Raw genomic sequence first — 17,379 nt, 5'->3', positions numbered from 1 at the left:
TGCTTCCCTCTCTTTCACCCTGCGTGCTAAAGTTAACAAGCTGTTAACAATAAAAATATCATAACTTTGCCAATAACATGGAGTTAGAAAATGATTCAGCCTAACGAGTTAAGCAAAACAACTTGTGCTCTCCCACCACCAAATGAAATGATCCTTCGCTGGGCAGAGGAACGCCCGAATGAAGTGTATCTAAAACAAATAATTAACCGTCAATTCGTTGAATTTACCTACGCAGAAGTTGCCGATAAAGCGCTTAAGCTGGTTTCTGCGTTGCAGGAATTAGGCTTGCAGCCTCGGGACAAAGTTGCTTTAGTCTCGAAAAACTGCGCTGAATGGTTTATTTGTGATTTAGCGATGATGCTTGGTGATTTTGTCAGTGTACCGATTTTTCCAACAGCAGGCGCGGACACAATTGAGTACTGTGTCACTCATAGCGAAAGTAAAGCCTTGATAGGAGGCAAGCTCGATGACGCAGCAGCAACCCAGCAAGTGCTGGATGCAATACCAAACCTGATCAGTATTGCACTTCCCTACGATACCGCTCCAAAGTGTCAGCACAGCTTTAATGATTTAATCGCTCAGTCTCAGCCCAGTACGGCAAGACCTGAGCATTACGATGATAAGTTAATGTCGCTGGTTTATACATCAGGTACATCAGGTTTACCAAAAGGTGCGATGCTCACCTACGGAGCCTTTAGCTGGTCAGTACAACAATTGATCGATCATATTGGTATCCAAGAAAATGACCGCCTATTCTCTTATTTACCACTCGCCCACATTACTGAGCGAGTATATATCTTTGGTTCTTCTATCATGGGTGGCGTTCCAACCGCTTTCCCAGAATCGCTAGACACCTTCATTGAAGATGTAAAAATGCAAAGGCCAACGCTGTTCATCTCAGTTCCACGTTTATGGACACTGTTCCAGCAGCGAATTCAAGACAAGCTACCTCAGAAGAAACTCAATATCCTGCTCAAAATACCTTTCATTAACTCATTGATTAAGAAGAAACTGGCTGATGGCCTTGGCCTAGATCAAGCTCGTGTTCTGGGCTGTGGTTCTGCTCCAGTCTCACCAGCACTACTTAACTGGTATCACAGCGTCGGACTCAACATCACAGAAGCTTGGGGAATGACGGAATCATTCGCTTACAGCACGCTTAACTACCCATTTAGAGCCGACAAGATTGGCTCTGTCGGTAATGCAGGGCCTGGTATCGAGCTAAAAATCGCTGATGATGATGAGATCATGGTGCGCGGTAAGGGCCTTTTCTCTGGCTACTACAAGAACGACATTGCGACACAGGAGTCGTTTGACTCTGAAGGTTGGCTGCACACTGGTGATATTGGCTCCATTGACAGTGACGGATACTTAACCATTCAGGGCCGCAAAAAAGACACCTTCAAGACCGCAAAAGGGAAGTTTGTTGCGCCAGTCCCTATCGAGAAAAAACTCTTTGAGTACAGTCGTGTAGAAATGATGTGCTTGATTGGCCTTGGATTACCGGCACCAATCCTTTTAGTTGTACCGCATGACTTCCCTAACTTTGATCGTGAGCGCTATGAAAGAACAACAAACAAAGTGATCAAGAGAATGAACGCGGAGCTGGAATCTCATGAGCAAATCAAAGGTGTCCTGATGATAAAAGAGCCATGGAGTATTGAGAATGGCATTCTTACTCCGACGTTAAAGATCAAACGTCATGTCCTAGAACAGAAATATCATGACATCGGCCACAACTGGCCGAAAGGACAGCTTGTCGTCTGGGAAGACTAAACCAAGGAGAGCGAAAGCTCTCCTTTTTGCTTTTTTATCATTTGTCATTATGATGCATAGCCACAATGGAGCTTATTGAAGGGAATCTCTATGGATGCAAGACTGCATCATCTACCTGGTTTACGCTATTTTGAAGTCGCAGCTAGGCTGAACAGCTATAGCCGAGCGGCAGAAGAGCTGTTTGTCAGCCAAGCCGCGGTGAGTCAAAAGATACGTCAACTTGAGGACGGATTAGGCTGTAAACTCTTTATCCGCGACGGGCGAGAAATGCGCCTGACGGAACAAGGGAAAATCCTTTTCAAGCATGTCTCTTTGGGGCTTGAAAACATCATCACTGGCCTAAACCAAATTCAGAGCGAACCGATTGAAGGCTTACTTTGTGTCAATTCAACCCCTTCGTTTGCATCTAGGTGGTTACTTCCTCGGCTTTGGAAATTCTCAATTCAGCATCCCAACATCCCTATTCGTATCCTAACCAGTTGCGACGCACCAAACTTAAAACAAGGTGATGCCGATCTAGCGATTTGGCAAGGCGAGCAACTCGATATAGAAAATAATAAAGCTTTCCACAAAGAGTTCCTGTTCGAAGAGACCATTTACCCTTTTTGCTCTCCTCACCTAGCAAAATCCATTAATTTAAAAAAACCTTCTCAGCTTCAAGCTTGTTGGTTAATCCATTATGAATCCGGCGGTTATCCTTGGGAGTCATGGTTTGCTCAAGCAGGTGTCCGTATGAGCAAGAACTCTGTTCGCTGGATGGAAGTCAGCACATTCGATCATGCCATGAAAGCGGTGATGTCTGGACACGGGGCTTGTCTCGCCTCTGATTCACTGGCCAATGATTATGTTGAGCGAGGCTTACTCATTAAGCCTTTTGATATTGGCATGACGCCGGGCATTCAGTTCAACCTCTTTTATGACAAGGAATCCCCTCGCCGACAACGCATCGCTGCATTTACCAACTGGCTGCACAGTGAAATTGCAGAGTAACCCTTTTACGGATTACTCATCCCAGAATCGTCGAATGCTTTCTCCATGCGATTGCTCTTTTGTTAAACCTAGATCATCAAGCAGGTGATCAGGCAGATGTTCAAGTTGTTTACGTGTTGTATGATTACGCCACCAGCGTGCAATTTTAGTTAAGATTTTTTTATCCCAAACCAAAGTGTCAGATATTCTTTGCTTATAGCCATATTCTGAAGTTTCCATATTTACTCTCCGATATTGTATTTACTGAGTAAATAATTAACTATATTGATACCTTCCTCAAACGATACAGATTGACCATCAGTTAAGGAAAACTAAAGTGAAAGATCGGCTACCTCCTTTACAAGGTATTTATTACTTCTACACCGCAGCGAAACTCGGCAGTTTCAAACTTGCGGCTCAAGAGCTCTACGTAACGGCTGCTGCAATCAGCCAACAGATTCGGCAATTGGAAGACTTTTTGGGTACCGAGCTTTTCCTACGACAGCATCGTAAAGTCACTTTAACGATGGAAGGCGAGATACTATTCGACCAAGCCCAGCGAGGGTTTGAACATCTTCATCGTGGTATTAGACAAATCAACCAAGACCCGAATCCTAATCAGCTATCCATCTCAACCTTACCTTCTTTCGCACAGCACTGGCTGGTGCCTAGAATTGGTCATTTCAGGCAACAAAACCCCGATCTTGAACTCATGATTGAACCCACTAGCGAGCTAGCCAATTTTCAGACCTCCAGTCTCGACTTATGTATTCGCTATGGTCCCGGGAATTACCCCAATATTGCCTCAGAGTTACTTATGGAGGAGCTGCTTTATCCGGTTTGTCATCCTATCTATCAAAAGCAGCATAGTATTTACGAGTTGAGCGATCTGACAGGCGCAGATTTAATTGAAGATTACTGGCGAGACATAGATTGGGGAGTTTGGCTCAGCAATGTCGGTCATAAAGCTTCAAAGCCAAGTTTAAAATACAATGGCTCACATTTTGTTTTGGAAGGCGCTCTAGCGGTGCAAGGCGTTGCCCTAGCAAAACATACGTTAGCACAAAGATACATTGAAGAAGGGAAATTGGTGCGTATTGGCAATTTAGCACAAAGAACAGATTACAATTACTTCCTTTGTGCTCCGAGTGCCTATTTTAGACGTGAAAAAATTCAACAATTCTGCGATTGGATTTTCGGTCAAGTTGAAGAATGTAGAAAGGAACACCCTAGTGGTTTGGAGATTATTGATACTCGAAGCCTAAAGTGAACGTAATAATAGCCAGAAATACAGTGAGCCATGTTCAGTCCCACTCGTACTTCAAAACAACCCCTTTTTCGGCCCAAAAGAAAACCCCTGAAGCTTTCACTTCAGGGGCTTTAAAGCTATCTAGCTAACGTAAAGAATTACTTCTTCTCGTTACGCTCTTTAACTTCTGCGATTACTTGCTCAGCAACGTTTGCTGGACATGGTGCGTATTGACCGAACTCCATAGAGAACTGACCACGACCAGAAGTGATAGTACGTAGGTGACCGATGTAACCAAACATTTCTGATAGAGGAACGTCAGCTTTAATACGAACGCCTGTAGTACCAGCTTGTTGGTCTTTGATCATACCACGACGACGGTTAAGGTCACCGATTACGTCACCAACGTTGTCTTCTGGAGTGAATACGTCAACGTTCATGATTGGCTCAAGAAGTTGTGCACCCGCTTTAGGCATAGACTGACGGAATGCGCCTTTAGCAGCGATTTCGTAAGCGATAGCTGAAGAGTCAACTGCGTGGAAACCACCGTCGAATAGTTCAACTTCTACGTCTAGAGTTGGGAAGCCAGCTAGAACACCAGTTTCCATCATAGATGCGAAACCTTTCTCAACTGCAGGCCAGAATTCTTTAGGTACGTTACCACCAACAACTGTTGAAGAGAACGTGAAGCCAGAGTTTGGCTCACCAGGGCGGATGCGGTAGTCGATCTTACCGAACTGACCAGAACCACCAGACTGCTTCTTGTGCGTGTAGCTATCTTCAACTGCTTGAGTGATAGTTTCACGGTAAGCTACCTGTGGAGCACCTACTTCTAGCTCAACGCCGTAAGTACGCTTAAGGATGTCTACCTTGATGTCTAGGTGAAGTTCACCCATACCTTTCAGGATAGTTTCGCCAGATTCTTCGTCAGTCTCAACCTGGAATGATGGATCTTCTGCAACCATCTTACCGATAGCGATACCCATCTTCTCTGAACCGCCTTTGTCTTTTGGCGTTACAGCAATAGAGATTACTGGTTCTGGGAAGATCATAGCTTCAAGAGTACATTCGTGCTTAGGATCACATAGAGTGTGACCAGTTTGAACGTTCTTCATACCAACGATAGCGATGATGTCACCAGCTTGCGCTTCAGTAAGTTCGTTACGCTCATCAGCTTGCATCTCACACATACGGCCGATACGCTCAGTCTTACCAGTTGCTGAGTTAAGGATAGTGTCACCCTTCTTCAGACGGCCAGAGTAGATACGTACGAACGTTAGAGCACCAAAACGGTCATCCATGATCTTGAATGCTAGTGCTTTTAGTGGCTCATCAGCAGATACAGTAGCAACTTCGCCAGTTGGCTCACCAGTTTCTGGATCTGTTAGAGGCTGAGGATCAACTTCTGCTGGAGCTGGTAGGTAATCTACAACAGCGTCAAGGATAAGTTGCATACCTTTGTTCTTGAACGCAGAACCACAGAACGTTGGGAAAAACGCTAGGTCACGAGTACCTTTACGGATACAAGCTTTTAGTTGCTCGATAGATGGCTCTTCGCCTTCCATGTAAGCTTCCATTAGGTCGTCGTCTTGCTCTACAGCAGTTTCAACTAGCTCTTCACGGTACTGTTCTACATCATCAACCATGTCAGCAGGGATTTCTTGAACTTCGTAGTTCTCTGGTAGACCAGTTTCGTCCCAAACGTAAGCTTTACGGTTTAGTACGTCTACAACACCAACGAAATCGTCTTCACGACCGATTGGCAGAGTCATTACTAGTGGGTTTGCACCAAGAACGTTCTTAACCTGGTCAACAACGTTGTAGAAGTCTGCACCCATACGGTCTAGTTTGTTTACGAAGATCAGACGAGCAACTTCTGAATCGTTCGCGTAGCGCCAGTTAGTTTCTGACTGAGGCTCAACACCACCAGAACCACAGAATACACCGATACCACCGTCAAGAACTTTAAGTGAACGGTATACTTCTACTGTAAAGTCAACGTGTCCCGGAGTATCGATAACGTTTAGGCGGTGGCCATTCCACTCACAAGTTACGGCAGCAGACTGGATTGTGATACCACGCTCAGCTTCCTGCTCCATGAAGTCAGTTGTAGACTCACCGTCGTGTACTTCACCAGTTTTGTGGATTTTACCAGTAAGCTTTAGAATACGCTCAGTGGTGGTAGTTTTACCCGCATCAACGTGCGCGAAAATACCAATGTTTCTGTACTTTGATAAATCTGCCATTGTCTTACTCTGTTTATAAGGTATAAATTGCGCGCAGAGTATATCACAATCTGTCAAGACTGATAGCTTTGCGTGCCTATGTGAATAAAAAAAACTTTTCTCACCAATACTAGCAGTAAATGATGAGTTTTATGATCAATCTAAGCCCGTTACACGAGCTTATATAGAGAAAAAGGGCTGCTCATATCATCATTCGCAGCACCTTTGTGTTACTTAAACCACGGCTTATCCGCGTGGGCAGATTTCAGCTTGAGGGAAGAAGAACTCAATTTCACGCGCTGCGGACTCTGGGCTATCTGAGCCATGAACAGAGTTATGGCGCATGCTGAGTGCGTAATCAGCGCGAATCGTACCACATGCCGCTTCTTCCGGGTTGGTTTTACCCATTAACTCACGGTAACGCGAGATAGCATCTTCACCTTCAAGTACCTGAACCATGATAGGTCCGGAAGTCATGAATTCTTTCAGAGCAGGGAAGAAAGGCTTGCCTTCATGCTCTGCGTAGAAACCACTCGCCTGCTCTTCAGTTAACTGCACCATTTTCGCAGCGATAATCTGAAGGCCCGCTTTTTCAATACGGTGATAGATTTCACCAATCAGGTTACGTTCTACTGCATCGGGCTTGATGATAGAAAAAGTTCTTTCTAGAGCCATAGGGTATCCTTTTATTTTCTTTGTTTTACTTCAAGAAACAGCTAGCTGTTTCTTGGATTTATTTGTTTGCTTGCTGAATGAGTAGGCCTGCAAGAGTACGCACGCCAACACCTGTCGCACCAGCTGCCCACTTGTCGGTGGCAGACTTACGGTACGTTGCAGCACAGTCGAAATGTAACCAACCTTTCTTATAGTCTTCTACAAAGTAAGAGAGGAAAGCGGCAGCGGTACTTGCACCTGGAAAATAATCACCGCTGCTGATGTTGGATAAGTCCGCAAAGTTTGACGGTAACATCCCACGATGGAAATCCGCTAAAGGTAGAGGCCAAAGGCCTTCCTTTTCTTCTCTTGCCGCCGATTGCGCTTGTTGAGAAAGCTCTTCATCAAAACTCATCAGTGCGTGGTAATCGTTACCCAATGCATTTTTGGCTGCGCCCGTTAGAGTCGCGCAATCAATGATCAGTTCAGGGTTTTGTTCACTCGCATAAATAAGGCCATCGGCAAGAACAAGGCGACCTTCCGCATCGGTATTCATGATCTCAACGGTTTTGCCATTTTTATAGGTAATGATGTCACCCAGTTTAAGTGCACGCCCAGAAATCATATTCTCTGCGCAGCAAAGGATCAGTTTCACACGCTTGTTCAACCCACGCATAATCGCGAGGCCTAAGCCGCCAGTAATAGTACCTGAGCCGCCCATATCCGCTTTCATCGCCGTCATAAAGCCAGATGGTTTAATGCTGTAACCACCTGAGTCGAAGGTAATACCTTTACCGACCAAACATGCCCACACTGGTGCGTCTTCGTCACCAGTTGGGTTAAAGTCTAATTGGAGCATCGCCGATGTACGTTCAGAGCCTCGACCTACCGCATAGATGCCTTCCCAGCCTTCCGCTAGCAAGTCTTTATCTTTCACGATTCGAGCTTTAACCGTACCTTCTGGCGCGACCGACTTGATAAACTCAGCAGCCATGGTCGCGAGCTGACGTGGTGCCACTTCTTCAGCAGGCTTGTTAATAATATCGCGAGTAAATTCCGTCGCTTTGATGCGCGCTTCCAACTCACTCTGAGCCGCTTCCACTAACTCAGGTAAAGCTAATGTGTTGTTTTTCTTTGGTCCACGATAGCCTTGGTGAAATGCCCATACACTTTCTAGGTCCCAACCTGCGCCTTCTAGAGAGACAGCCGCAATACCTTGTGAATCCAATTTACGCGCTGCGCGTTGGACAGCGCCAAGATCATGGCCTTCACCGAGGTGAATGGTGGCACCATTCTCAGTGAAAGAAAGGATCGCTTTTTCCCCCCAGTGCGGTGCAGCGGGCTCTTGACTCAAAAATACTGACATCTGTGTAGACATGGTTTCTCCTTGTCCTTTTATTAGCGTTGCCTACGCCATTTTGCTTAACGTTCGGATGTTAGCATTTTGTAGGGTTAAAATGTCAATTCGATAAAAAAACGGGCACTGAGGCCCGTTATTTTTAGTAAAATTTGTTAACTGGAAAGACTTTTTCAGCAGTATCAATCCATTTCATCCATCCAGCATAGGATCACAGCTTCAAGAATCTTCTCATTTGAACGATTAGGCTCGTCATCAAAGTCATCCAGTTCCATTATCCATTGGTGTAGATCGGTAAAACGTACTGTCTTTGGATCCACTTCTGGAAATTTATCGCACAATTCAATCGCAATGTCGCGGGAGTCTGTCCATTTCATGATTACACGTCCTATATGATGATACGTAGATTAGTGATCTTCTGATGCGTGGTTTAATGTGTACTTAGGGATTTCAACTACAAGGTCTTCGTCAGAAACTCTCGCTTGGCAGCCCAAACGAGACTCAGGCTCTAAGCCCCATGCTTTATCTAGCATGTCATCTTCAAGCTCATCGCTCTCTTCCAAGGAATCAAACCCTTCGCGGATAACAACATGACAAGTCGTACAGGCACACGATTTTTCACACGCATGCTCAATACCAATACCATTTTTCAGAGCCACATCCAGTACAGTTTCACCCGTATTTGCTTCCAGTACAGCACCTTCTGGGCATAAATCTTCGTGTGGTAATACTATAATTTTAGGCATAACTTCTTATCTCTTAAATATCATCTACCGATTGACCTGACAGTGCAGCTCGAATCGATTTATCCATACGGCGTGAAGCAAATTCTTGGCTTGCTTTGTCTGTATCCTTGATTCCCTGCTCAATAGCCTCTGCATTTTCGCCATTACGAAGTTCAATCAAAGACTCAATAGCTTTGATCAACACTTCTCTTTCAGCTGTAGACAATAACTCGTCACCATCAGCTTGCATTGCAGCTAGCAAACCTTCAATCACTCGGTCAGCTTCAACACGTTGCTCTGCCAAAGCTCGCGCCTTCATATCTTCTTTCGCATAAGTCATCGACTCTCGAAGCATGTTTGCGACTTCGTCATCACTCAAGCCATAAGAAGGCTTCACTTGAATTTCAGACTGAACACCCGTGCTCTTTTCCATCGCAGTCACAGAGAGTAAACCGTCCGCATCCACTTGGTATGTCACTCGGATATGTGCGGCGCCCGCAGCCATCGGCGGAATACCTTTGAGTGAAAAGCGAGCGAGCGAGCGGCAATCATCCACCATTTCACGTTCACCTTGAACAATATGAACACTCATGGCCGTCTGACCATCCTTAAACGTGGTAAATTCTTGTGCTCGTGCGACTGGAATCGTGGTGTTGCGTGGGATAATTTTTTCAACCAACCCACCCATGGTTTCAATGCCGAGCGAAAGTGGAATAACATCGAGTAGCAGCATTTCTGAGTCAGGCTTGTTACCCACTAAAATATCCGCTTGAATACCTGCACCAATGGCAACCACTTCATCAGGGTTGATGCTAGTGAGCGGCGTTCTGCCAAAAAAGTCGCCAACCATTTCGCGGACAAGCAGTGTACGAGTTGAACCGCCAACCATGACAACTTCAAGTACATCATCCGCATCAACGTCTGCATCTTTCAGTGCTCGGCGACAAGACATCAGGGTTTTCTTTACAAGAGGCTGAATTAAAGATTCAAATTCCTCTCGCGTCACACAACCTTTCCAACCAAGGATGTCAACGTCGACACTATCTTGCTTAGAAAATGCAATTTTTGTTTCCGTCGCGATATTGAGAACCTTGCGGTTTTGCTTGGCCGTCAGTGCGGTGTGAACTCCAGCCTTTTCAATCAAGAATTCAGCGAGGAGATGATCAAAGTCGTCGCCGCCTAATGCTGAGTCTCCACCAGTAGCCAGTACTTCGAATACACCCTTTGATAAACGAAGTATTGAGATATCAAACGTACCACCACCGAGGTCATAAACAGCAATGATGCCTTCCTGACCAGAGTCTAGACCATATGCAATCGCCGCCGCCGTAGGCTCGTTCAAAAGACGAAGCACATGAAGGCCCGCCAGTTTAGCTGCATCCTTAGTTCCGGCGCGCTGAGCATCATCAAAATATGCTGGTACAGTAATCACTACACCCGCTAAATCTCCCCCGAGCGTTTCCTCAGCTCGCTGTCCTAACGCTTTCAAAATATCGGCTGAGACTTCAATTGGGTTTTTATCGCCGGATGCGGTCTGAAGAACAGGAAGACCGTTATCACTCGCTTTAAATTGATAAGGTAGATTTGGATAGCGAGCCTGAATATCTTCAAGTGAGCGGCCAATTAACCGCTTCACTGAAATCACAGTGTTCTGTGGGTCAACTTCGGCTTGCGCTTTCGCGTCATAACCTACTTCAGTTTGCTCACCATCATAGTGGACGATTGATGGCAGGATGCTACGCCCTTGCTTATCTTTTAGCGTTGCAGCATCGCCGCTGCGAACAGACGCAACAAGTGAATTTGTCGTGCCAAGATCGATGCCCGCAGCCAGTTTATGCTCATGTGGCGCCGAGCTTTGACCCGGTTCTGCGATTTGAAGTAATGCCATGGTGGTTCCTTATCTATAACTAGCCGAGGAGTTTCTCTTCCACTAGCTCGATTTCATTTTTTAATTTGGCGATAAATTTTAGCTTACGTACACGCTCAGCGGCTTGCTGCCAGAGACCATCATTCAGTTCCTGCTCAACAGACTGAAGATGCTGCTTGTACATTTTGCTCACCTTGCTATCAAAGTCGAATAGCGCGTCTTCTGGGTCAGACTGAGTCGAGATCGCTTCAAGCTCTTCACGCAGCTCCATTTGCTCCATTAGAAACATGGGATCACTCATCGTTTGCTGTTCGCCACGAATATCCACACCATTTTCAGCAAGAATGTACTCTGCACGAGAGAGAGGGCTTTTTAAGACTTGATAAGCATCGTTAATCTCTGATGCTTTTTGTACCGCCATTAGGCGATCACGCTCGGATCCATTGGCAAAGTTGTCTGGATGGAAGCGTTTTTGAAGATCACGGAATTGTGAAGAAAGAAGGCTACCATCCAGCTGAAACTGGCTTGGTAGCCCAAATAATTCAAAGTAATTCATGGAGAATTCGGTCCTTGGTAATCAGCCTGCAAGTGAGGCTTGCAGGTGCTATCAATTATACGTTGAAGCTTTCACCACAACCACATTCACTTTTAGCATTCGGGTTATTGAATTCAAAGCCTTCATTCAACCCTTCTTTAACATAGTCAAGCTCTGTACCATCTAAGTACACTAGGCTCTTTTGATCGATAATAACCTTAACACCTTCGTGTTCGAATACCGAGTCTTCTTCGTTAAGTTCATCTACAAATTCAAGCACATAAGCCATACCAGAACAGCCAGTCGTCTTGACACCTAAGCGTAAACCGATACCTTTTCCTCGGTTTTCTAAGAATGTTCTAACGCGACTTGCCGCGGTTTCTGTCATTGTGATGGCCATACTGCACCTTGTGTGTTGATTTGCGAACGGAATGGGAGCTTTAGGCTCCCATTATATACTGATTACTTAGTCTTGGTGTTTTTTCTTATAGTCAGCAACAGCTGCTTTGATTGCATCCTCTGCAAGAATTGAGCAGTGTACTTTTACCGGCGGTAATTCAAGTTCTTCAGCAATTTCAGCATTCTTAATCGCTGCTGCTTCATCAATACTCTTACCTTTAACCCACTCAGTTACCAGTGAGCTTGATGCAATCGCGCTACCGCAACCGTACGTCTTAAACTTTGCATCTTCAATAATACCTTCCGGTGTTACCTTGATTTGAAGTTTCATTACGTCACCACAAGCAGGTGCTCCCACCATGCCGCTGCCTACCGCTGGGTCTTCTTTATCGAATGAACCAACGTTGCGTGGGTTCTCGTAGTGATCAATTACTTTTTCGCTATATGCCATGTTATTTACCTCGAATCCTCTATTACTATCCTTGGAGCTTTAGCTACTGATTAGTGGTGTGCCCACTCAACAGTACTTAAATCCACTCCCTCTTTGTACATATCCCATAGAGGAGACATGTCGCGCAGCTTAGTAACGGCTACGCGGATTTGTTCAATTGCGTAATCCACTTCTTCTTCAGTAGTAAAGCGACCGAATGAGAAACGTACAGAACTATGTGCCAGCTCATCGTCTAAACCTAGAGCGCGAAGAACATACGAAGGTTCTAGGCTTGCAGATGTACACGCACTGCCAGAAGAGACGGCAAGATCTTTAAGAGACATCAGCAATGATTCACCTTCTACGAAAGCAAAGCTAATGTTTAGGTTATGCGGTACGCGCTGTTCAAATGAACCGTTTACAGTAACGGCTTCAAGATCCTTAACTCCATCATAAAGACGGTTACGCAGTGCCATTGCATGGTCATAATCTTTCTGCATATCTTCTTTAGCAATGCGGAAAGCTTCACCCATACCAACAATTTGGTGTGTCGCCAATGTGCCAGAACGAAAACCACGTTCATGACCACCACCGTGCATCTGAGCTTCTAGACGGATACGAGGCTTACGACGTACATACAATGCGCCAATACCCTTAGGACCGTACGCCTTGTGCGCAGATAGTGAAATCAAATCGACTTTCATTTCTTGCACATCAATTGGAAGCTTACCAGCTGATTGCGCTGCATCCACATGGAAAACAACTTTGCGCTCACGGCATAATTCGCCAATTGAAGCGATATCTTGGATAACACCGATTTCGTTATTCACATGCATGATAGAAACCAATACCGTGTCTTCACGCATCGCTGATTCAAGCTTTTTAAGATCGATCAAGCCATTCGATTCTGGCTCAAGGTATGTCACCTCGAAGCCTTCGCGTTCTAATTGACGACAAGGATCTAGGACGGCTTTGTGCTCAGTTTTGCACGTAATAACGTGTTTACCTTTCTTCGAATAGAAATGAGCTGCACCTTTGATTGCAAGGTTATCTGATTCTGTCGCGCCAGAAGTGAAAACAATTTCGCGAGGGTCGGCATTCAGTAGATCAGCAATTTGCTCACGAGCAGTATCAACCGCTTCCTCTGCCTGCCAGCCGTATCGATGTGAACGAGATGCTGGGTTACCAAACGTACCGTCCATTGTCATGTACTGAACCATTTTTTCAGCCACACGAGGGTCTACAGGGCAAGTCGCTGAATAATCTAGATAAATAGGCAGTTTCATTCTCTACTCCAATGTAACAGGCAAACCGCTTAAGAGCGGACATTTACACCGATGGGCGCGGTGTTAGAATTCTTGTTAGAAAACCCATGATTTACCGCAAGATCTAGGTCTTGTCGGTCTGAAATTTCAAGGACTTCATTATCCGTCATCAACTCACCCAAGGTGATGTTGTTTAAGAAGTCACTAATACGTGAGCTCAAATCACGCCAAAGAGTGTGCGTCAGGCAGCGCGTTCCACCTTGACAGTCGGCTTTACCGTGACACTTAGTTGCATCCACAGACTCATCAACAGCGGCGATAACGGTGCCGATAGCAATGGTATTCGCTTCAGCTCCCAATCGGTAACCGCCACCAGGACCACGAACGCTGGATACTAACCCCGCTTTACGTAGTTTGGAAAACAACTGCTCCAGATAAGAAAGCGAGATACCTTGACGTTCAGAAATGTCCGCCAACGGTACTGGGTTTTGCTGTGAGTGCAGAGCCACATCTAACATGGCTGTAACTGCGTATCTTCCTTTAGATGTAAGTCTCATATAACACCATATCCACATCGTTTATGTGGTATAGAGTTTTTCATACTTGAGTAATTTGGTCAAGTATATAATTGACTATTTTACTCAAGTATTCAACCCCACATAAAAGGAGGATAAATCAACGACTCATTTTCTTCTCAACAGAGGTCAAAATCCCACGCAGAATATTCAGTTCTTGAGCTTCAGGTCGGGCCCGATTGAACAAACGACGTAGCTTGTTCATAACCTTTCCTGGATGATCATCACTAATGAATTGGGTTAACTTAGCCACTTTTTCAAGGTGCAGGAAAAACAATTCGAGTTCTTTGTGCCTAGGGTATTCCTCAGTCGTAACGGGTTGATATTGGCTTTGTTCTTTATCTAAGTAAGCCATACGAACTTCGTAGCTAAGTGTTTGTACTGCCATCGCTAAGTTCAACGAACTGTATTCGGGGTTGGCTGGAATACATACGTGATAATGACAAGTCTGTAATTCCTCATTCGTTAACCCTGTTCGTTCACGACCAAATACCAAGGCAACAGGAGCCACAGAGCCTTGTTCCACGAATTTCTTACCACATTCACGAGGCTCTAGCATTGGCCATTCTAAGCTGCGCGAACGTGCACTGGAGCCAACGACCAAACTGCAATCCGCAACGGCATCACTCAAAGTCTCTGCAATAGTAGCCTGCTGTACAATGTCAGCAGCCCCAGCCGCGAGTGCAATAGCCTGATCATCGATCTCACATTGAGGTTCAACCAGAACTAGGTTAGACAATCCCATCACCTTCATAGCGCGAGCTGCAGAGCCGATATTTCCTGAGTGAGATGTGCCAACCAGTACTACTTTGACATTGTTTAGCATTGGTGTTTTCCAAGACAGAATTTTGAACTGCGCGATATTATCATATACCTGAGTAAAATGGTCAGACCCTTTCACGGAATTAACTCAAAAGTGTAAAAATCAACCACTTCCATTTGGAGGTTTATCTGGTATACTGCTGCCCGTTTTTCTGTTCTTTAACATCTGTTGGGAAATTAGTATGCATCCAATGCTTAATATTGCTATTCGTGCTGCACGAAAAGCAGGCAATCATATTGCTAAATCTTTAGAAAATGCTGAGAAGATTGAATCGACTCAAAAAGGCATCAATGACTTTGTTACTAACGTAGACAAAGAAGCAGAAGCTATCATCATCGATACGATCAAAGCGTCTTACCCTGATCACACTGTTGTTGGTGAAGAATCAGGCCTTATTCAAGGTAAAGATGACGAAGTGCAATGGATCATCGACCCACTGGATGGCACAACAAACTTTGTAAAAGGTTTGCCTCATTTTTCTGTATCGATTGCTGTACGCATCAAAGGCAAAACAGAAGTCGCTTGTGTTTATGACCCTATGCTCAACGAGCTCTTCACGGCTCAACGTGGTTCTGGGGCTCAACTTAACAATGCTCGCATTCGTGTTAAGCAACTAAAAGATCTTCAAGGCACTGTTCTAGCGACAGGTTTCCCATTCAAACAGAAGCAACACTCTGAGTCTTACTTCAAGATCATGTCTTCACTCTTTGTTGATTGTTCAGACTTCCGTCGTACGGGCTCTGCCGCCCTAGACTTATGTTATTTAGCAGCTGGGCGTGTTGATGGATTCTTCGAACTTGGCCTAAAGCCTTGGGACATCGCTGCAGGTGAATTGATTGCTCGCGAAGCTGGCGCTATTGTCACCGACTTCGCTGGTGGTACAGATTATATGAAATCTGGCAACCTTGTTGCTTCAAGTGCACGTGGTGTAAAAGGCATTCTTAAGCACATCCGTGAAAATGGCAATGAAGCACTCCTAAAATAACCAAAAGCTCCGTCACAGCTGAAATTCTTAGCCCACTCTACAACGAGTGGGCTTTTTGTTTAATTAGATTTTGATAGCTTCACAAAAACTCACATCAGCCCTACCCGTTTTCTCATCATAAGAATGATACAGTTCGAAACATGGGCGCTGATCCAGCTCAAACTTTTTCGCAATGATTTCCTCAATCAACTGATTCCAGTATTTTTCATATTGCTGTTTATCTTCAACAGTTTTACGTAATACTGCATAGCTCCCCGCAGGGATCACCTCGATAGCAACGCCACTCCCACCAGTCGTACCTTCAGGTACTTGCAAAGCGATATCTGTTCGACACTTATCAGCAGGTGTAATTTCAGGGTTATCATGATAGAGAAATAGGCATTCTCCTTGTAAACCTTTAGCCCCAGCCCATAAATAGAGCTTTTCTACCGCTTCTTCATAGTTCTCACCGTAAGGCCCAACAATCCGAACATACGCAACCGTTCTCTTTTCTAAATTCACTGTCTTCATATCAATATTCCCTTGCTTCTTTAATTCGAAATCAGAATATCTGAGAGAAGCACCTACTTCGTTACCATTCTTGCGGAGCTTGGATCCAATCTTGCTATTTCTCATTAAAGCCGAGTATTCCTGCATGGTTTGGCATTGCTTAATTTGAGTTGGGGTGACACCAATATAAGTTTTAAAGCTTTTGGCCATAGCCTGAGAGCTTGAAAAGCCACACTCTAGTGCCACTGCTGTTATTGAAGAGGATTGAAACATGAGTAACTGTGCAGCTTTCTCATACCTTATTCGGCGTATATATTCAGAGATGGTCTCCCCTGTTACGACTTTAAACACTCGATGTAAGTGGAAAGGTGAGAGATTGGCGACCTTTGAGGCCTTATCTAAATTAAGTCGCTCAGAGCAGTTCTCCTCTAAATAGAATTGAAGCTGTCTAACCCTTTGCAAGTGATCCATTCCCTCTCCTATCATCCAATCCTGCTACCATGCTAACACAGTAAAGTAAGATCATTAGGTAGTAGATTCACAGGCGATTGTTTTGTGACAGATATAAATCCATCATTGATAAAGGTGGCTATCGGTTAGACTGAAGACAAACGAGAAATGAAAAAGGCTCTAGTCTTTCGACTAGAGCCTTAAATATGGCAGGGGTGGAGAGATTCGAACTCCCAACACGCGGATTTGGAATCCGCTGCTCTGCCAATTGGAGCTACACCCCTATCTCGTGTTTAATGAGACGACTCTCTAATAAGTGGCGGAGTGGACGGGACTCGAACCCGCGACCCCCGGCGTGACAGGCCGGTATTCTAACCAACTGAACTACCACTCCGCAGTGGTATCATCCGCTATTGCAGATGCCCAAAATATAAAGCCTGGCGATGTCCTACTCTCRCATGGGGAAGCCCCACACTACCATCGGCGCTATTGCGTTTCACTTCTGAGTTCGGCATGGAGTCAGGTGGGTCCACAACGCTATGGTCGCCAAGCAAATTCTTTAATTCGGAAAGCTGTTTTAAGTTCTCTGTTTACACATTCAATTCG

At 45.0% G+C, this 17,379-nt stretch carries 18 protein-coding genes, 2 tRNA genes and 1 rRNA gene; 4 read left to right on the top strand and 17 right to left on the bottom strand.

Annotated features, from left to right (window positions below):
• Positions 1-90: 90 nt before the first annotated feature.
• Both L1D31_RS12230 and L1D31_RS12225 read left to right on the top strand, forming a co-directional pair.
• A complete protein-coding gene (locus tag L1D31_RS12230; RefSeq protein ID WP_239837400.1) occupies positions 91-1,776 on the top strand; it encodes an AMP-binding protein in 1,686 nt (561 codons plus the stop codon).
• 90 nt (positions 1,777-1,866) lie between these two features.
• A complete protein-coding gene (locus L1D31_RS12225) occupies positions 1,867-2,766 on the top strand; it encodes a LysR substrate-binding domain-containing protein (RefSeq protein WP_239837399.1) in 900 nt (299 codons plus the stop codon).
• 12 nt (positions 2,767-2,778) lie between these two features.
• On the opposite strand, the gene L1D31_RS12220 is transcribed toward L1D31_RS12225, so the two are convergent.
• Positions 2,779-2,985: a DUF1127 domain-containing protein gene (locus tag L1D31_RS12220; RefSeq protein WP_239837398.1), complete on the bottom strand. Its 207-nt coding sequence runs from the start codon at positions 2,983-2,985 to the stop codon at positions 2,779-2,781.
• Between the two features lie 97 nt (positions 2,986-3,082).
• Here L1D31_RS12220 and L1D31_RS12215 point away from each other — a divergent pair, with 97 nt between their 5' ends.
• Positions 3,083-4,015, top strand: a complete 933-nt coding sequence (locus L1D31_RS12215; RefSeq protein WP_239837397.1) for a LysR substrate-binding domain-containing protein — start codon at positions 3,083-3,085, stop codon at positions 4,013-4,015.
• Positions 4,016-4,152: 137 nt separating this feature from the next.
• On the opposite strand, the gene fusA is transcribed toward L1D31_RS12215, so the two are convergent.
• From fusA to trmJ, 12 genes are all read right to left on the bottom strand, one after another.
• Positions 4,153-6,240, bottom strand: a complete 2,088-nt coding sequence (fusA, locus tag L1D31_RS12210) for an elongation factor G (protein ID WP_239837396.1) — start codon at positions 6,238-6,240, stop codon at positions 4,153-4,155.
• 225 nt (positions 6,241-6,465) lie between these two features.
• Entirely contained in the window at positions 6,466-6,894 is a 429-nt protein-coding gene (gene ndk / locus L1D31_RS12205; protein WP_239837395.1) for a nucleoside-diphosphate kinase, read from the bottom strand.
• Positions 6,895-6,952: 58 nt separating this feature from the next.
• Positions 6,953-8,251, bottom strand: coding sequence for an aminopeptidase PepB (pepB, locus tag L1D31_RS12200; protein WP_239837394.1), 1,299 nt, complete (start codon positions 8,249-8,251; stop codon positions 6,953-6,955).
• Between the two features lie 161 nt (positions 8,252-8,412).
• Positions 8,413-8,607: a Fe-S cluster assembly protein IscX gene (iscX, locus tag L1D31_RS12195; RefSeq protein WP_239837393.1), complete on the bottom strand. Its 195-nt coding sequence runs from the start codon at positions 8,605-8,607 to the stop codon at positions 8,413-8,415.
• A gap of 30 nt (positions 8,608-8,637) precedes the next feature.
• On the bottom strand, positions 8,638-8,976 hold the full coding sequence (gene fdx / locus L1D31_RS12190) for an ISC system 2Fe-2S type ferredoxin (protein ID WP_239837392.1): 339 nt from the start codon (positions 8,974-8,976) through the stop codon (positions 8,638-8,640).
• 13 nt (positions 8,977-8,989) lie between these two features.
• Complete coding sequence (gene hscA, locus L1D31_RS12185) at positions 8,990-10,843, bottom strand: Fe-S protein assembly chaperone HscA (protein ID WP_239837391.1); 1,854 nt, start codon at positions 10,841-10,843, stop codon at positions 8,990-8,992.
• Between the two features lie 19 nt (positions 10,844-10,862).
• Positions 10,863-11,378 (bottom strand): co-chaperone HscB, encoded by a 516-nt coding sequence (gene hscB, locus L1D31_RS12180; RefSeq protein WP_239837390.1) that lies wholly within the window; start codon positions 11,376-11,378, stop codon positions 10,863-10,865.
• A 55-nt stretch (positions 11,379-11,433) separates the two neighbouring features.
• Positions 11,434-11,757, bottom strand: a complete 324-nt coding sequence (iscA, locus tag L1D31_RS12175; RefSeq protein ID WP_004747799.1) for an iron-sulfur cluster assembly protein IscA — start codon at positions 11,755-11,757, stop codon at positions 11,434-11,436.
• A gap of 66 nt (positions 11,758-11,823) precedes the next feature.
• A complete protein-coding gene (gene iscU / locus L1D31_RS12170; protein ID WP_239837389.1) occupies positions 11,824-12,207 on the bottom strand; it encodes a Fe-S cluster assembly scaffold IscU in 384 nt (127 codons plus the stop codon).
• A 50-nt stretch (positions 12,208-12,257) separates the two neighbouring features.
• The gene (locus L1D31_RS12165) at positions 12,258-13,472 is read right to left on the bottom strand and encodes an IscS subfamily cysteine desulfurase (RefSeq protein WP_239837388.1); all 1,215 of its coding nucleotides are present in this window, start codon (positions 13,470-13,472) and stop codon (positions 12,258-12,260) included.
• Between the two features lie 29 nt (positions 13,473-13,501).
• Positions 13,502-14,008 (bottom strand): Fe-S cluster assembly transcriptional regulator IscR, encoded by a 507-nt coding sequence (gene iscR / locus L1D31_RS12160; RefSeq protein WP_239837387.1) that lies wholly within the window; start codon positions 14,006-14,008, stop codon positions 13,502-13,504.
• Between the two features lie 118 nt (positions 14,009-14,126).
• Positions 14,127-14,852 carry a tRNA (cytosine(32)/uridine(32)-2'-O)-methyltransferase TrmJ gene (trmJ, locus tag L1D31_RS12155; RefSeq protein WP_239837386.1) on the bottom strand — a complete coding sequence of 242 codons (726 nt, stop codon included), beginning with the start codon at positions 14,850-14,852 and terminating at the stop codon, positions 14,127-14,129.
• A 178-nt stretch (positions 14,853-15,030) separates the two neighbouring features.
• On the opposite strand from trmJ, the gene suhB reads away from it, so the two are divergent.
• Positions 15,031-15,834 carry an inositol-1-monophosphatase gene (gene suhB, locus L1D31_RS12150; RefSeq protein WP_239837385.1) on the top strand — a complete coding sequence of 268 codons (804 nt, stop codon included), beginning with the start codon at positions 15,031-15,033 and terminating at the stop codon, positions 15,832-15,834.
• 63 nt (positions 15,835-15,897) lie between these two features.
• Here suhB and L1D31_RS12145 read toward each other — a convergent pair whose 3' ends face one another.
• The 4 genes from L1D31_RS12145 to rrf form a co-directional block, all read right to left on the bottom strand.
• Positions 15,898-16,794, bottom strand: a complete 897-nt coding sequence (locus tag L1D31_RS12145; protein ID WP_239837384.1) for an AraC family transcriptional regulator — start codon at positions 16,792-16,794, stop codon at positions 15,898-15,900.
• A gap of 186 nt (positions 16,795-16,980) precedes the next feature.
• A tRNA-Trp gene (locus L1D31_RS12140) sits at positions 16,981-17,057 on the bottom strand.
• A gap of 33 nt (positions 17,058-17,090) precedes the next feature.
• Positions 17,091-17,167 (bottom strand) — tRNA-Asp (locus L1D31_RS12135).
• Positions 17,168-17,208: 41 nt separating this feature from the next.
• A 5S ribosomal RNA gene (gene rrf / locus L1D31_RS12130) occupies positions 17,209-17,324 on the bottom strand.
• Between the last annotated feature and the right edge of the window lie 55 nt (positions 17,325-17,379).

This window comes from Vibrio sp. Isolate23 (assembly GCF_022398095.1).
In the GTDB taxonomy this organism is placed as follows: Bacteria; Pseudomonadota; Gammaproteobacteria; order Enterobacterales; family Vibrionaceae; genus Vibrio; species Vibrio coralliilyticus_A.
Note: the sequence above shows the minus strand (reverse complement) of the source record. Positions and strands in the feature narration are given on the sequence as shown.

Bases quoted from the DNA above. Each gene is read 5' to 3' on its own strand.
- L1D31_RS12230 (WP_239837400.1), top strand. From the start codon at position 91: ATGATTCAGCCTAACGAGTTAAGCAAAACAACTTGTGCTCTCCCACCA.
- L1D31_RS12225 (WP_239837399.1), top strand. From the start codon at position 1,867: ATGGATGCAAGACTGCATCATCTACCTGGTTTACGCTATTTTGAAGTC.
- L1D31_RS12220 (WP_239837398.1), bottom strand. From the start codon at position 2,985: ATGGAAACTTCAGAATATGGCTATAAGCAAAGAATATCTGACACTTTG.
- fusA (WP_239837396.1), bottom strand. From the start codon at position 6,240: ATGGCAGATTTATCAAAGTACAGAAACATTGGTATTTTCGCGCACGTT.
- ndk (WP_239837395.1), bottom strand. From the start codon at position 6,894: ATGGCTCTAGAAAGAACTTTTTCTATCATCAAGCCCGATGCAGTAGAA.
- pepB (WP_239837394.1), bottom strand. From the start codon at position 8,251: ATGTCTACACAGATGTCAGTATTTTTGAGTCAAGAGCCCGCTGCACCG.
- iscX (WP_239837393.1), bottom strand. From the start codon at position 8,607: ATGAAATGGACAGACTCCCGCGACATTGCGATTGAATTGTGCGATAAA.
- fdx (WP_239837392.1), bottom strand. From the start codon at position 8,976: ATGCCTAAAATTATAGTATTACCACACGAAGATTTATGCCCAGAAGGT.
- hscA (WP_239837391.1), bottom strand. From the start codon at position 10,843: ATGGCATTACTTCAAATCGCAGAACCGGGTCAAAGCTCGGCGCCACAT.
- hscB (WP_239837390.1), bottom strand. From the start codon at position 11,378: ATGAATTACTTTGAATTATTTGGGCTACCAAGCCAGTTTCAGCTGGAT.
- iscA (WP_004747799.1), bottom strand. From the start codon at position 11,757: ATGGCCATCACAATGACAGAAACCGCGGCAAGTCGCGTTAGAACATTC.
- iscU (WP_239837389.1), bottom strand. From the start codon at position 12,207: ATGGCATATAGCGAAAAAGTAATTGATCACTACGAGAACCCACGCAAC.
- L1D31_RS12165 (WP_239837388.1), bottom strand. From the start codon at position 13,472: ATGAAACTGCCTATTTATCTAGATTATTCAGCGACTTGCCCTGTAGAC.
- iscR (WP_239837387.1), bottom strand. From the start codon at position 14,008: ATGAGACTTACATCTAAAGGAAGATACGCAGTTACAGCCATGTTAGAT.
- trmJ (WP_239837386.1), bottom strand. From the start codon at position 14,852: ATGCTAAACAATGTCAAAGTAGTACTGGTTGGCACATCTCACTCAGGA.
- suhB (WP_239837385.1), top strand. From the start codon at position 15,031: ATGCATCCAATGCTTAATATTGCTATTCGTGCTGCACGAAAAGCAGGC.
- L1D31_RS12145 (WP_239837384.1), bottom strand. From the start codon at position 16,794: ATGGATCACTTGCAAAGGGTTAGACAGCTTCAATTCTATTTAGAGGAG.